Origin of the sequence: Streptomyces sp. NPDC048288 (genome assembly GCF_043201555.1) — a bacterium.
Lineage (GTDB): Bacteria > Actinomycetota > Actinomycetes > Streptomycetales > Streptomycetaceae > Streptomyces.
Genome location: NZ_JBICZD010000027.1, coordinates 40298 through 54696 on the forward strand (window position 1 = coordinate 40298; position 14399 = coordinate 54696).

A 14399-nucleotide genomic window follows, 5' to 3' on the forward strand; every position below is an offset into this window, starting at 1 on the left:
CCCATCCAAGAGGAGTGCGTACACATGAGTGCTGAAGCAAGGAACGTCGTCCTGGTCCACGGCGGGTTCGTCGACGGTTCGGGTTGGAAGGGGGTCTACGACCTGCTGACCGCCGACGGCTACACCGTCACCGTCGTCCAGAACCCCACCCTCTCCCTGGACGGCGACGTCGCCGCCACCAGGATGGTCCTCGACGCCCAGGACGGCCCGACCGTGCTCGTCGGCCACTCCTACGGCGGCGCGGTGATCTCCGAGGCGGGCAACCACGAGAAGGTGAGCGCGCTCGTGTACGTCACGGCGTTCGCGCCCGACAAGGACGAGTCCGTCAACACGCTGATCGCCGACCCGCCGCCCGGCGCGCCCGTCCCGCCGATCCTGCCGCCCCGCGACGGTTTCCTCTTCCTGGACCGGGAGAAGTTCGCCGCGTCCTTCGCCGCCGACCTGCCCGCCGACGAGGCCCGGTTCCTGGCCGACGCCCAGGTGCCCTGGGGCGTGGCCGCGCTGGGCGGGACCGTCACCCACCCCGCGTGGCGGGACAGGCCGAGCTTCTACCTGGTCGCCACCGAGGACCGTATGATCCCGCCGCCGGCCCAGCGCGCCATGGCCGAACGGGCGGGGGCGGCGGTGACCGAGACGAGCGGCAGCCACGCCGTGTACGTGTCCAAGCCCGCCGAGGTCGCCTCGCTGGTCAGGAAGGCCGCGTCGCCCGGACCGCGGGCATGACGGAAGGCGTGCCGGAAGGCGTGACCGAGGGCATGCCCGCTGGGTCGTCCCTTCCTCGTCACCTCCGGGGCCGGTTCGCGCCGGTCCCGGAGGAGCGTGCGGCGGCCGGCCTGACCGTGCGGGGTGCGCTGCCGCCCGAGTTGGACGGCCGCTATCTGCGCAACGGTCCCAACCCGCCGCCCGGTGAGGTCTCCGGGCACTGGTTCACCGGCTCCGGCATGCTGCACGGCATCCGGCTGCGCGGCGGGCGTGCCGAGTGGTACCGCAACCGGTGGGTGCGCACCCGGGAGTTGGCGGGGCACCCGTTCATCCGCGAGGACCGCACCGTCGACCTGGCGGCGACGCCCGCCAACACGCACGTGATCCGGCACGCCGGAATGGTGCTGGCCCTGTGCGAGGCGGGCCTGCCCTACTGGGTCACCGACGAGTTGGAGACCGTCGGGCCCTACGACTTCGGCGGGCGCCTGCGGACTGCGATGACCGCGCACCCCAAACAGGACCCGGTCACGGGCGAACTCCACCTGTTCGGCACCGGGTTCGCCCCGCCGTACCTCACCTACCACCGGGTCACCGCACAGGGTGAACTCCTCGACAGCCGGCCGGTCGAGGTGCCGGGGCCGACGATGATGCACGACTTCGCCGTCACCGCGCACCACATCGTGTGGCTGGACCTCCCCGTCGTCCTCGACCCCGTCCTCGCCGGACGCGGCGGCATGCCCTACCGGTGGGACGACGAGTACGGCGCCCGGCTCGGGATCATGTCCCGCGCACTCGGCGGCACCGACGTGCGCTGGTACGACATCGATCCCTGCTACGTCTTCCACGTGGGCAACGCCTACGAGGACACCCACGGCCGGATCGTGCTGGACGCGGTACGCCACGCCCCCGCGAGCTTCCGCCACGACTGGTCCGGCATGGGCGGCTCGGTCGCGGTACGGGAACCGAGCGGCTCCTCGGCCGCCGCCCCCTCCGTCCTGCACCGCTGGACCCTGGACCCGGCCACCGGTCACGTCACCGAGTCCCAACTCGACGACCATGAAGCCGAGTTCCCCACCCGCAACGAGGCTCTGACCGGGCACCCCCACCGCTACCTCTACACGGCCTGCGGCGACGGCATCGCCAAACACGATCTCAAGGCCGACACCCGGCACCTGCACAAGACACCCGGCGGCCGCCATGCCGGCGAGGCGGTCTTCGTACCGGCGGCCGAGGGCACCGGCGAGGACGACGGCTGGCTGCTGTCGCTCGTCTCGGACGACCGAGGCCAGGCGGGCGAGCTGCTCGTGCTCGACGCCCGGGAGCTCGCCGTCCAGGCGGTGGTGGAGCTGCCCTACCCCGTCCCGGCTGGTTTCCACGGCAGCTGGCTGCCGGAACCGTCCTGACCGGAGCATGATGCGTTACCGAACCACGTCCCCACGGAGGCGTCCACCCACCATGACAGCGATCGACCCGCCCACGGACGAGGAACTCACCCGCCGGGCCCAGGCCGGGGAGACCGCGGCGCTCGGCCTGCTGCTCGCCCGCCACCAGGCACCGATGCGGGCGGTGGCGCTGAGCCTGCTCGGCTACGGCCCCGACGCGGAGGACGCGGTGCAGGACGCCGCACTCACCGCGCTGCGCCGCATCGGCGACGTACGCGACCCCGCGGCCGTGGGCGCCTGGCTGCGGGCGATCGTGCGCAACAGTTCCCGCATGCGGCTGCGCGCCGACCGGGACACACCGGCTCGTCTGGAAAGCCTCGACCGCCTGCACACGTGCGACGACGGGCTGTCGTATCCCCCATATTCCACTTCCACGCAGCTCATGCATCCCGAGCGGGTCGTGGACCAGCACGCGATGCGCGACTGGATCTGGGACGCGCTGGAGCAGCTGCCCGAGCCGCTGCGGCTGGTGCTGATGCTGCGCCACTTCAGCGGCATCACGTCGTACGGGGAGATCGCCCGTGCCTGCGAGATCCCGGTCGGTACGGTGCGCAGCCGCCTCAGCCAGGCCCGTGCCAAGCTCGCGCAGGTCCTGCTGACGACCGCCACGCACGTGCACGACGACGCCGCCCGGCTGACCGAGGACAGCCGGCAGGAGGCCGAGGTCACGCTGGAGGGCGCCCGGCGCGGCCATCAGCCCAGGGAGATCCTGGAGCTCTGGCCGGCCGAGACCGAACTGGTCGGTGTCCTGAGCACGCCGGGCGAACGCTGCCATCCCATCCCGGCCATGCGAAGGAACCGCGAGAAAGGCGTGACCCAGCATCTGCGCCATGTGGTGGCCAGCCGTACCGTCACCATCTGGGAAATGGACGTCACCAACCCCGCCGGCAGCACCGATCCCTGCCCGCCGACCCTCGCCTGGCTCATGCTCCGTCGCAACAGGCGGGTCCAGACCCTCCGCGTGGTCTTCCCCGAGCTGTGACCGGCGCCATTGTGGCGTCGGGTGTGCTCGAACGGACTGCGCCGGCGCGCAAGCACTCTGCGCCGACGCGAAAGACCGTCCTCGCCCCGCGTTGCAGAGTGGGCATCGTACGGACGGCCCGGTCCGCACCCCGCCGCATGTGCCGGGCACGTCGGCGCATCGGATCGTCGGCTCCGCCCGATCCCGTCCCCCCTGCTGCATTCGATCAAGCCGGTGCCCCTGAGGCGACGGCGCAAGCCCGAAGGACCCACATGACCCCGCCCGCACAAGTGCAGACCGTCCGCGGCCCCGTGGAGGTCGGCGACCTCGGCACCGTCCTGATGCACGAGCACGTGTTCGTGCTGAGCGAGGAGTTCCGGCAGAGCCTCCCCGAGACCTGGGACGAGCAGCAGCGTGTCAGTGACGCGGTGACCCGGCTCAAGGCCCTGGCCGCGACGGGCGTCAGCACGATCGTGGACCCGACGGTGATCGGCCTGGGACGCGACGTCAGCCGGGTCGCCCTGGTGAACCAGCAGGTCGACCTGAACATCGTCGCGGCCACGGGCATCTACACGCTGGCCGACGTCCCGGACTTCTTCCGCTACCACGGGCCCGGCACACTGCTCGGCGGCCCCGAGGGCATGACCGAACTCTTCGTCCGTGAACTCACCGAAGGCATCGCCGACACCGGGATCAGGGCCGCGTTCCTGAAGTGCGCGATCGAGGACCAGCTCACCCCCGGAGTGGAACGGGTGATGCGGGCGGTGGCGCAGGCCCACCTGCGCACCGGAGCCCCGATCACCGTGCACACCAACGCCACCGCGCGCACCGGTCTGGTCGCGCAGGAAGTCCTGCGCAGTGAGGGCGCGGACCTCGGCGCCGTCGTCATCGGGCACAGCGGGGACACCACCGACCTGGAGTACCTGCGCCGGCTCATCGACAACGGGTCGTACGTCGGCATGGACCGCTTCGGCCTCGACCTCCTGCTGCCGGGCGACCAGCGGGTGGCGACCGTCGCGGCCCTCGCCCGGGAAGGGCTGGCCGAGCGGATGGTCCTGTCGCACGACGCTTCCTGCCACATCGACTGGTTCCCGCCCGGTGTCCGCGAGCAGATCGCCCCGAACTGGCACCACACCCACCTGCACGACAACGTACTGCCCGCGCTGCGGGAGGCAGGCGTAACCGAGGAACAGCTCACCACCATGCTGGTCGACAACCCGCGCCGGTACTTCGGCTCAACCGTCGGCTGACCCGTCGCCGAAGAACATGCTCACCCCGGGTCCCCAGGCTGCGGAAGGGCATCGGGCCTGGCGTCTCGGGGCGACATGCCGAACTCCTTGCGGAACGCCGTGCTGAACGACGCATGGCTGCCGAAACCGCAGGAGTGGGCGACCTGTGCGATGGAATGCCCGGCCCAGCCGGCACTGGCCAGCCGGGTCCGGGCGAGGTGCAGCCGCTCCCTGCGGATGAGATCGCGCGAGGTGGTGCCGGCCGCCTGCAGCACCTGCTGGATGTAGCGGGCCGACCAGCCCAACGCCCGCGCGATGCCGACCACATCGAGGTCGTCGTCGCAGGCGTGGCGACGGACGTAGCGCCGGATCTCGGCCTCGACCGTCGCCCGCTGTCCGGCCGGCGCCGAGTCGCCCGCGCCCTCGGCGGCCAGGCACAGCAGGTCGAGAAGACGATCGCAGGCAAGGTCGAAGGACGCTTCGGAGAGTTGCTCGCGCTCCTCCTGCAACGTGCTGACCATCGTGCGGATCACCCGCCCCAGGCCGCTGCCCCCGTCGATCACCTGCGGCTCGCGGGCTACGGCCACACTTCGACCGGCAACGCCCGATCCCGGCACGATCAACGAGATCGAGCGGAAATCGTCGTCGTGCGCGAAGGACAGCGGCCGGTCGATGTCGCACAGCGCCATGACACCCGGGCGGATCTCGCCCGACGAGGCCCCCTGCTCCACCCAGGCCGTACCTGCCAGAGGCACCAGCAGCTCGTAGGTGCCACGTGGATCAGCCTTGATGTGCCGGGTGTCCCGGATGACCCTTTCCTGGCCACCGCTGCACAGCGCCATGCCGTAGGTCCGCGACCGCTGGGAGACAAGACGTCCTGTCCACGGTGCGGTGCGATCGGTCACGGTGATGCGGCTCGCGCCGTGCAGGCCGGTGAACGCGTCGTTCCAGTCGCCCACCGAAAGCACGGGGTGGGATGGAGACCAGTGATACACGCGTCACCTCTGCTCGTTAGTACCCCGGCGGCACGGTGATCCTCGCCTGCGGCGGAGGGGATGCGCCCACCATACGACCTGGCCCGTACAGAAGGTGTGTGGCGGGAGGACGGCGAATCGCACCGGCGATGCCGCACGGTGAGCGACAACGCCCGCTTCTGCGTGCTGTTCTGCATGGTCCGGCTCCGGCCACGGAAGTCGACTGGGCGGCACCGGACAGGCGCAGGGCCTGCCCCGCTCCGACAGGGGTGACCATGGTGACCCGCAGGGAGCACGCTGGTCGGCCACTTGCACGGCGGCGCCGTCACATTCCACACCCCTGCTGTGCAGACTCCGCTGTAGCGCCACCTGTGTCATCGACCTGGCCCCGGCTTCGGTTCCGGGGACGCTGCACCGCTGGGGCCTTGCAGGAGTCGAAGCTGTCCCTCCGTCTGTGCGTGTTCGTCGCCGACGACGACTTCGACGCGTGCTGGGCCATCCACGCCAGGCGTGAACGCCAGCGGTTCTGTCCCAGGCCCGGCCGGAACGGTTGCATGCTGACCGCCTGATCCACGGCCTTCACTTCAAAAGAGCCGCACCCCGGCTTCTTTTGGTCTTGCCGATGCCTGTAGCAGGCCCGCGATCTTTTCGGCAGGTCGCGCATACCCGTGGTTCAGACTCCTGAAGTCGCTCTGTCCGGTGTCCCGTTGAACCGGCTGCACACGGGGCCGGAGGCCATCCCGGACTTCATCAGGCTTCTTCCGGGCGCGAGTCGGTTAGGCGGACTCTGTCCGGTCTCCTCTCGTCCCGTCGTGGCTGCGGCGGTGATCCTGTGCCTGTGGCTGTGGACGCTGCGGTGCCTGCGTGCCGTGTTCCGTGGCGAGCGGTCCCAGGTGCTGTGCGGCGCTGTCCAGCAGTCCGAGGTCGGCCTTGGTATGGGCGATGGCGGCGTCGATCAGGACGGCGACCAGCGGCTCGCCGGCGTGGGCCCGGCGCTGCCGGGCCAGGCCCGCGAGTTCGGAGAGGTAGGTCTGCCGTTGTGACTCGATCAGCGTGGTGAGGGCCTGCGGGCCGAGGGCGGAGGCGCCGAGGAGCTTCAGGAAGAGTTCGTCGCGGAAGCCGCCGACCCGCACCCAGGCGGTGGTCGCCCAGGAGCGCAGTTCGGCCTCGCCCGTCTCGGTGAGCGTGTAGAGGTTCTTGTCGGGCCGGTCGGTCTGGGTGACCTGCGAGCGTGAGACGTAGCCGTCCCGGACCAGCCGTTCGAGGATCTGGTAGAGGTGGCCGATGTTCAGGCCGCCCCACTGGGGGCCGATGGCCTCCTCGAAGCGGGCCTTGAGTTCGTATCCGTGGTTCGGTCGCCGGGTCAGCAGCGCGAGCACGGCGTGGTGGAGCGGCATGCATATCCCTTCTACATTGTGACAACATACCCGTGCATTGCCACAATGTAGGTGCGGCAGCGTATGTGCCGCGATGTATGAGGGCGAGGCTGCATCAATGGCTGTGAGCGTGGCGTTGCGCGGGGTGAGCCGCCGGTATCCCGGCCTGACCGCGCTGGACGGGATCGACCTGGAGGTCGCGGCCGGCGAAGTGGTGATGCTGACCGGGCCTTCCGGTGCCGGCAAGTCCACCGTGCTGCACGTGACGGGCGGCATGGACCGGCCCGACGAGGGGCACGTCGAGATCGACGGCACGGAGCTGCTGCGCCGGGACCTGGACCGGCACCGCAGGCGGATCGGTTTCGTCTTCCAGCGCTTCCATCTGCTGCCCGCGCTGACCGTGCTGGACAACGTGCTCGCCCCGGTCCTGCCGCGCAGGGTGGACTTCGACCGGCGGGCGCGCGGCATGGAACTGCTCGAAGCGGTCGGCCTGGACCAGCGCGCCGACGCCCTGCCCTCGCAGTTGTCGGGCGGCCAGCAGCAACGCGTAGCCGTCGCCCGCGCGTTGGTCAACCGGCCCGGGCTGCTGCTGGCCGACGAGCCCACGGGCAACCTGGACAGCGTCATCGGGCGGGAGATCATCGACCTGCTGATGTCGCTGCGCGAGCGGTACGGGATGACGATGCTGGTCGCCACCCACGACGCGGAGGTCGCCGCCAACGGCGACCGGGTGGTGCGTCTGCAGGACGGCAGGATCATCTCGGACCAGCGGGTCACGCCGGCCGGCGATGTGCTGCACCGGCTGGGGGGCCTGCGCCCGTGATAGGGATGATCCTCGATCAGCTCCGGCGCAGACGCGGGCGCGCGTCGGCCCTGGCCGCCGGGATCCTGGTGGCGGCGACCAGCTTCACCCTGCTGACCGCGACGGTGAGCACGAGCCAGGCGACCACCGTGGGCACGGTAAAGAAGAACGCCCGGTCCGCGTACGACGTCCTGGTCCGCCCGCCCGACTCGCAGACGGCCGTGGAGCGGCAGAGCGGCCTGGTCACGCCGAACTTCCTGTCCGGCACGTTCGGCGGCATCACCATGGACCAGTACCGCCGCATCGGCGGCATGGCCGGGGTCGACGTGGCCGCGCCGGTCGCCAACATCGGGTACCTCCTGGTGGCGAGCACCGTCACCGTCGACGTGTCCCGCTTCCTGGACAGCGGGGCGTCCCGCCAGATCCTGCGCATCAGCCCGACGCTCACGTCCGGGCTGGGCACCTACCGGACCTCGGACGAGTACGTCTACCTCACCCGCTCCCCCCTGACGTCGGGGTCGGAGTCGGACCACCTGTTCGAGTCCGACACCCTGGAGACGGGCGCGGTGGACAAGGGCACCCAGCGGTACCGGATCAAGGGGAAGTACGACGTCTGCTTCTACTTCAACCGGGACAAGACCGAGCAGACCGAGTTCAACCTGCAACTGCCGCTGAAGCCGAACATCATCGCCGAGGACCTCAGGGACAGGTCGCCGTTCGACCCGGACCTGAGTTCACGGATGAACTGCCAGTCCGGCCGGGACAAGGCCACCGTCGACGTCCCGGTCAGCTACCCCGTGCTGCTGTCGGCCATCGACCCGGTGGCCGAGGACAAGCTGGTGGGCCTGGGCTCCACCATCACCTCGGGCCGGATGCTCACCGAGCGGGACAGGCCGTGGCGGGTGTCGTCCGCCAAGAGCGTCCACGGACAGCACGACTCCTACATCCCGGCGCTGCTCAGCAGCAGCCCGCTGACCGCCGGAACGCTCGATGCCACCGTCGAGCGGCTCGACGTCGGCGACCCGGACGGGCTGCCCTCGAAACTGGGCAACCCGACGGCCGACAGCTACGTCCGGGGCCTGCACGGCACCACGGTGGGCAGGACCCGGATCGACCTGGGCAAGGGCTACCGGAAGGCACTGGACGAGGACTCGTTCGACACCGGGAGCTACTGGACGGTCGGCCCGGTCACCTACCGCCGGAACTCCGACGGCGACCTCACCGTGCGGACGCGGGCGCCGCAGAAGCCCGGCCTGTGGGTCACCAACTCGAACCAGCAGCCGTTCTCCTACGTCCCCGAGGAGAACCACCAGGGCACCCAGTACCGGAAGGTGACCAGCCACGCCGCCACGGACTGCATCGGGCTGGGTACCTGCGACGGCGTCGACTCCGGGCGCCTGCCCAACCCCTTCGTCCGCCTGGTCGGCCGCTACGACACCGGCAGACTGCCCGGCTTCTCGCCCCTGTCCGACGCCCCGCTGGAGACCTACCGGCCGCCGCAGGTCAGCGGCGCGGACGACGCGACCCGCGCGAAACTCCACGGCGAGCCGCTGCGGCCCGACCGCAACCTGGGCGGCTATGTCAGCCCGCCGCCCACCATGCTGACGACGATGGACTCCATCACCGCGCTCACCAAAAGCCGCCGGGTCCCGGGCCTCCAGGACAAGGCGCCGGTGAGCGCGATCAGGATCCGGGTGGCCGGGGTGACCGGCGTCGACACCGCCTCCCGGGCGCGGGTGAACGCCGTGGCCGGGGCGATCCGGGCCGCCTACCCCCGGCTCCAGGTCGACGTCACCGTCGGCAGCTCGCCCGCCCCGCAGACGGTCGCGCTGAGCGGCTCGGCGCGGGTGACGGAGCGCTGGGTCGCCAAGGGCGTGGCCCTGCGCATCCTGCGGGCCGTGGACACCAAGAGCGCGGTGCTCTTCGTGCTGGTCCTCGTCGTGTGCGCGCTCTTCCTCGGCCAGGCGGCGCTGGCCTCGGTGCGCTCGCGCCGTACCGAGATCGGCACGCTGCGCTGTCTGGGCTGGAGCGGCGGCGAGGTGCTCCGCCTGGTCCTCGGCGAGCTGGCGCTGATCGGCCTCGCCGCCGGGACCGCGGGCGCGGTGCTCGCGTACGTGCTGGGCCGGATGCTGGGACAGCCCGAGGCCGGCGCCAAGTCGCTCCTCGTGCTCCCGGTGGCGCTCCTGCTGGCCACGGCGGCGGGCCTGATCCCCGCCTGGCTCGCCACCCGGCTGGGCCCGATGGAAGCGGTCCGGCCCCCGGTGACGGCCGCCCGCCGCGCCCGCCCGGTGCGTTCGGTGGCCGGACTGGCCCTGCTCAACCTGCTGCGGGTGCGCGGCCGGACGCTGCTGGGCGCGGCGGGGCTGGCGCTGGGCGTGGCCGCCTTCACGGTGCTGCTCGCCCTGACGCTGGCCTTCCGGGGCGAGGTGGCCGGGTCGCTGCTCGGCAGCGCCGTGGTGGCGCAGGCGCGCGGGGCCGACTACCTCAGCGTCGCGCTGTCCCTGCTGCTGGGCGCCGCCGGCGCCATCGACGTCCTGGTGATCTCGCAGCGCGAGCGCGCCGCCGACCTCGCGGTGCTGCGGGCGACCGGCTGGACCAACCGCGAGCTTGCGATGCTGACCCTCTACGAGGGGATCGGGCTGGCTCTGCTGGGCGGCCTGTCCGGCGCGGTGGCCGGTCTGGCCGGGGTGCTGGCACTCGGCCGGGGCGTGCTGCACGGACACCTGTTCACCGTCGCCGGCGCCGCGCTGCTGGCCACGCTCGCCGCGACCGCCCTGGTGGTGGCGGCTCTGACGGTACCGATCCGGGGGCTGTCCCGGATCGCCCCCGCCCACCTGCTCGCCGCCGACTGAGGAAGGCGGTGGGGAGCAGGTGGGCGGGGCGGAAGGGGCCGGCTGGTTAAGGCGGTCGGCGGCGGTGCCCAGGACGGTCCGGAGGCCATGGCTTCCGTAGTGCCTGTTTCACATATCCGTGATCAGTGACCTTGAGGTCGAGCTGTCCCGTTCGGGCCGGAGGGACGGTTCGCTGTTCGGCGCGCCACAGGGTGGTCCTTTCTTCCCGGGCGCTTCCGTTGCACAGGGGTTCACGCACTCGGCGGAGTGCCCAGGGGGGGCGACCCACCTGAGAATGATCACGGAAGGAAACCGGGTCAACACCGAAGGTGATCAAAATGAGTGTGTCGAAGGCACTTCGGCGCGGGCTGGCCCTGTCCGGGCTGCTGGCCGCCGGCCTGGTCGTCCCGGCCGGTGCCGGCGCGGCCCCCGCCCACGCCGCCTGTGTCACCCGTCCCGCAGCGAACACCGCCGCAATCCCCGGCACCGCGGCCGTCAGCAGGGCGACGGCCGCAGCCGTGCAGCGCGACCTCCGCCAGCGGGAGCAAACCCACCCGGCACACAAGTCGAAGGCGCCCTTCACCGTCGGGGTCGTCTGGAACGTCTTCTACGACCAGGCCACGGGCGAGGGGAACCTCTCCGACGCGGCTCTGCAGCGGCAGATCGATGTGGTGAACCAGGCCTTCAGCCCGGTGGGGCTGTCTTTCCGGACGTACCAGGTGTACCGCTACGGCGTGTCCCACGCGGTGCTCCACGGCGTCGCCGAAGGCAACCAGAACGAGGCTTACCTCAAGCAGACTCACAAGTACAACCAGCAGTACCTCAACCTCTTCACGGCCCGCCCCGATGACAGCCGGGGCTGGGCCACCTTCCCCTGGGACTACGCCTCCCGGCCCGGGTACGACGGTGTGGTGCTCAACTCCGACACCATGCCCGGCGGCACCCGCCCCGACTACGACGAGGGCAAGACGGCGGTCAACCTGATCGGCCACTGGACCGGCTTGTGGAGTACCTACCAGGGCGGATGTTCAGGCGAAGGCGACTACGTCGCCGACACCCCGGCCGAAGCCTCACCCGCAGTGGGCTGCCCCACCGGCCGTGACACCTGCCCCGCTGCCGGCACGGACCCGATCCACAACTACATGGACGACTCCACCGACCACTGCCGCGTCCAGTTCACGCACGGCCAACTCCAGCGCGTGATCGGGACGCTGGCCCAATACCGCGGCATCAACCTGTAACCCCCGTGCGAGTGACAGACAGAGGCAACGGCGTTGATCAGCGCATGAAGACCACTGATCCCGCGTCCCGCGAAGGCGGCGCCACGGATCCCCAGCCGCACCGGTACTTCGCGGGAATCAGGACCGCCGACATCGACCTGCGGGTACACATCAACAACGTCCGACTGATCGAATACATCCAAGACGCCCATGCCGCACTGCTCGACATCGACTGCGCAGAGCCTCACCCCGACCGCGTCGGCACGGTCTTCTTCGTGGGCGAGCACCATGTCCGCTATCTGAAGCCCTTGACATTCCGTCAGGAGCCTGTCGAGATCTCCACCACCGTGGCTGAGCTGGGCAACTCGAAGGTCACGCTCGACAGCGTCATCCGTGATGGCACCACAAGCTACGTGCAGGCGAGCACCACCTGGGTGGCATTCGACTTGCGCTCGTCAAAGGTTCGTAGGCTGACCGAGGCTGAGCGGTGTCGACTGCGCCGTCATCAGCTCGCTGCCCGTCAGGCTTGATCATCGATGCTGCGGCGGTCACTCGTCCGGGTGACCGCCAGGCGTGGCCGCGGCCTTCTCGCGCTCCTTCGGGCTACCTGAGTGCCTGTTTCGCATTTCGGTGAGCGGTCTTGAGGGTGGCGCGTGTTGTTACGTGGAGTTGCTGACAGCACTGGAGGGTGTCGCATCACACTCCATGCACTCAGTGATCACGCGTGTGCGGCAGCGGGTGGGCGGGACGGGCGAGGGCCCCACGATTCGAACGCGCCAGGTCCTGTGGGTTTCTCGGCCCTGCACCCGCACGGCGTGGCCGGTACGCGTGCAGGGGGGCTGTGCCCCGGGTGCCGTGGTCTGTTCCGTGTGATCACATGCTCGGGGTGTCGATCAGGTGCGGTGCGGGTGGTGCTAGCTCTTCTTGATCGCGGAGATGTCGAACTCCAGGACGACCTTGTCGCTGACCAGGACGCCGCCGCCTTCGAGGGCGGCGTTCCAGGTGACGCCGTAGTCCTTGCGGGAGATGGCGACCGATCCCTCCAGGCCGACGCGGAGGTTGCCGAAGGGGTCGACGGCGTTGCCGGTGTACTCGAAGTCGATGGAGACCGGCTTGGTGGTGTTCTTGATGGTGAGGTCGCCGGTGACCCGGTACTCCTCGTCGGAGACCGTCTCGATCTTGGTGGTGCGGAAGGTGATGTCGGGGAAGTTGGGGGTGTCGAGGAAGTCGTTGGTGCGCAGGTGCTCATCGCGCTTTTCGACGCCGGTGTCGATGCTCTCGGTCTTGATCACGATCCGGGCGGTGGAGCGGGACGGGTCGGTGCCGTCGAGGTGGGCGGTGCCCTCGAACTGGTGGAAGGCGCCGCGGACCTTGGTCACCATGGCGTGGCGGGCGACGAACCCGATCCGGGTGTGGCTGGGGTCGAGGACATAGTCGCCGGTGAGCTCGGCGAGGGCGGTGGTCGTGGTCAAGGGTGCCTCCGTGCGGCTGGGATCCCGGCGGCGGTATGCCTGGATCGTTGCGGGCCCACGCTAGGGCGCGGAGGGCTCGGGGCCCTGGTGGGACGCACGGGGTGGCCGCACAGTGCACTCGCACCGGCTATCGCAGGGCCACCGGTGTCCCGCCGTCGGCCTTCTGCGAGACCGTCGCCTGCCGGTGTGCGAACAACTCCGCGGTGAGGCGGCGCCGAAGCGGGGTATCTGCCGTCCGGCGCTCGTGAGCCGGGCCGGGTGGGCCCGCACTGACGACGCCCCGGAGCGTGACCTCGTGAACTGGGTCGACCGGGAGATCTTCTCCTCACGCGGGCACGTCGAATGCGTTCCATGGAGCTGGTGGCGTCTCGTTCTTTGCGGATTCCGTCACCCGGATTGTTGGCTCGTCGGGCTGGCACGTTCATCCTGTGGTCAGAGCAGGGGTTGGTTCGGGTTCGCAGACGACTTCCTATGGTGGAAAACCGGCAGTCGGGGGAGTCGTAGCGCTGGGGCGGGCGTGTAGTGCTGTGGCCGTTTGCGGCGTGGGTAATGACGTCGTGAGGTGCCGGCCGGATCTGGCGGTCCGGCCTGGGGCCCCGGTGGTCATGTTGCGGGCTTTTCCCTGGTGCGCAGGCGTCCCTTGGTCGCGAGGCGGTCCAGGCGTTGCTGTTCGGCGGTTGCCCAGCGGTTCACGCGTTGGGGGTCGAGGGGCGCGCCGTGGCCGATGTGGAGTGTGGTGGGGCCGAGGGCCAGCATCTGGCGCAGGCTTGCCAGGTTGGCGAGCCGGTCGTCGTGGAAGGGCGGGTTGGCGGGCCGTCCCGTGCCGAAGCCCAGGAACGGGGTGGCCACGAGGTCTCCGGCCACCAGGTGGCCGTTGTCGGTGAGGACGGAGACGGAGCCGGCGGTGTGGCCGGGTGTGGGCATGATGCGGGCCTCGGTGCCGAAGTCCGAGAGGTGTGTCTCGCCTCGGATGAGTATGTCGGGCTCGAAGCCCTCGGTGGCTGCGCGGACCCGTGAGGTGCGGGCGAGGAGCCGCCCGAACAGCCCGATGGGCAGGTACGGTTCACTGACCCGGCCCGCTCGGTAGACGGCGAGGTCGGCGATGTGGCCGGCGATGGGTGCGCCGGTGAGGCGGCTGAGTTCTGCGGCGGAGCCGAAGTGGTCGATGTGTCCGTGGGTGACGACGATCAGGCGGACGTCTGCGGGGTCGACGCCGTGGGCGGTGACGTGGTCGTGGATCAGCTGGGCGCTGCCGGGTGTTCCGGCGTCGATGATGATCGGTTCTCTGCCGAGCAGCAGGTAGGCGTTGACGGCGTGCCGGCCGAGCACCGGCAGGGCGACGACCTTGGTTTGCGGCATTGGCGTACTCCGTGGCAGGTAGAGAGGGGGC

At 70.4% G+C, this 14399-nt stretch carries 12 protein-coding genes; 8 read left to right on the forward strand and 4 right to left on the reverse strand.

Going from position 1 to position 14399, the window contains the following annotated elements; translation table 11 throughout:
* Positions 1-24: 24 nt before the first annotated feature.
* The 4 genes from ACGFZS_RS48685 to ACGFZS_RS48700 all read left to right on the forward strand — a co-directional run bounded on the left by ACGFZS_RS48685 (position 25) and on the right by ACGFZS_RS48700 (position 4355).
* Positions 25-723, forward strand: coding sequence for an alpha/beta fold hydrolase (locus tag ACGFZS_RS48685; protein WP_393800657.1), 699 nt, complete (start codon positions 25-27; stop codon positions 721-723).
* Positions 720-2105, forward strand: a complete 1386-nt coding sequence (locus ACGFZS_RS48690) for a carotenoid oxygenase family protein (RefSeq protein ID WP_393800658.1) — start codon at positions 720-722, stop codon at positions 2103-2105. Before ACGFZS_RS48685 ends, ACGFZS_RS48690 begins: the two co-directional genes overlap by 4 nt.
* A 52-nt stretch (positions 2106-2157) precedes the next feature.
* A complete protein-coding gene (locus ACGFZS_RS48695; RefSeq protein ID WP_393800659.1) occupies positions 2158-3126 on the forward strand; it encodes an RNA polymerase sigma factor in 969 nt (322 codons plus the stop codon).
* Positions 3127-3377: 251 nt separating this feature from the next.
* Entirely contained in the window at positions 3378-4355 is a 978-nt protein-coding gene (locus tag ACGFZS_RS48700; protein ID WP_393800660.1) for a phosphotriesterase, read from the forward strand.
* Between the two features lie 20 nt (positions 4356-4375).
* On the opposite strand, the gene ACGFZS_RS48705 is transcribed toward ACGFZS_RS48700, so the two are convergent.
* Together ACGFZS_RS48705 and ACGFZS_RS48710 are read right to left on the reverse strand one after the other, a co-directional pair.
* Positions 4376-5293 (reverse strand): AraC family transcriptional regulator, encoded by a 918-nt coding sequence (locus tag ACGFZS_RS48705; RefSeq protein ID WP_393800661.1) that lies wholly within the window; start codon positions 5291-5293, stop codon positions 4376-4378.
* Positions 5294-6084: 791 nt separating this feature from the next.
* Complete coding sequence (locus tag ACGFZS_RS48710) at positions 6085-6705, reverse strand: helix-turn-helix transcriptional regulator (RefSeq protein ID WP_393800662.1); 621 nt, start codon at positions 6703-6705, stop codon at positions 6085-6087.
* 97 nt (positions 6706-6802) lie between these two features.
* Here ACGFZS_RS48710 and ACGFZS_RS48715 point away from each other — a divergent pair, with 97 nt between their 5' ends.
* The 4 genes from ACGFZS_RS48715 to ACGFZS_RS48730 all read left to right on the forward strand — a co-directional run bounded on the left by ACGFZS_RS48715 (position 6803) and on the right by ACGFZS_RS48730 (position 12067).
* On the forward strand, positions 6803-7507 hold the full coding sequence (locus tag ACGFZS_RS48715; RefSeq protein ID WP_393800663.1) for an ABC transporter ATP-binding protein: 705 nt from the start codon (positions 6803-6805) through the stop codon (positions 7505-7507).
* Positions 7508-7512: 5 nt separating this feature from the next.
* The gene (locus ACGFZS_RS48720; RefSeq protein WP_393800664.1) at positions 7513-10338 is read left to right on the forward strand and encodes an FtsX-like permease family protein; all 2826 of its coding nucleotides are present in this window, start codon (positions 7513-7515) and stop codon (positions 10336-10338) included.
* A gap of 317 nt (positions 10339-10655) precedes the next feature.
* Entirely contained in the window at positions 10656-11558 is a 903-nt protein-coding gene (locus ACGFZS_RS48725) for a zinc metalloprotease (protein ID WP_393800665.1), read from the forward strand.
* Between the two features lie 44 nt (positions 11559-11602).
* A complete protein-coding gene (locus ACGFZS_RS48730) occupies positions 11603-12067 on the forward strand; it encodes an acyl-CoA thioesterase (protein WP_393800666.1) in 465 nt (154 codons plus the stop codon).
* 384 nt (positions 12068-12451) lie between these two features.
* On the opposite strand, the gene ACGFZS_RS48735 is transcribed toward ACGFZS_RS48730, so the two are convergent.
* Positions 12452-13009, reverse strand: a complete 558-nt coding sequence (locus ACGFZS_RS48735) for a YceI family protein (protein ID WP_393800667.1) — start codon at positions 13007-13009, stop codon at positions 12452-12454.
* A 603-nt stretch (positions 13010-13612) separates the two neighbouring features.
* Positions 13613-14368 (reverse strand): MBL fold metallo-hydrolase, encoded by a 756-nt coding sequence (locus ACGFZS_RS48740; RefSeq protein ID WP_393800668.1) that lies wholly within the window; start codon positions 14366-14368, stop codon positions 13613-13615.
* Positions 14369-14399 lie beyond the last annotated feature (31 nt).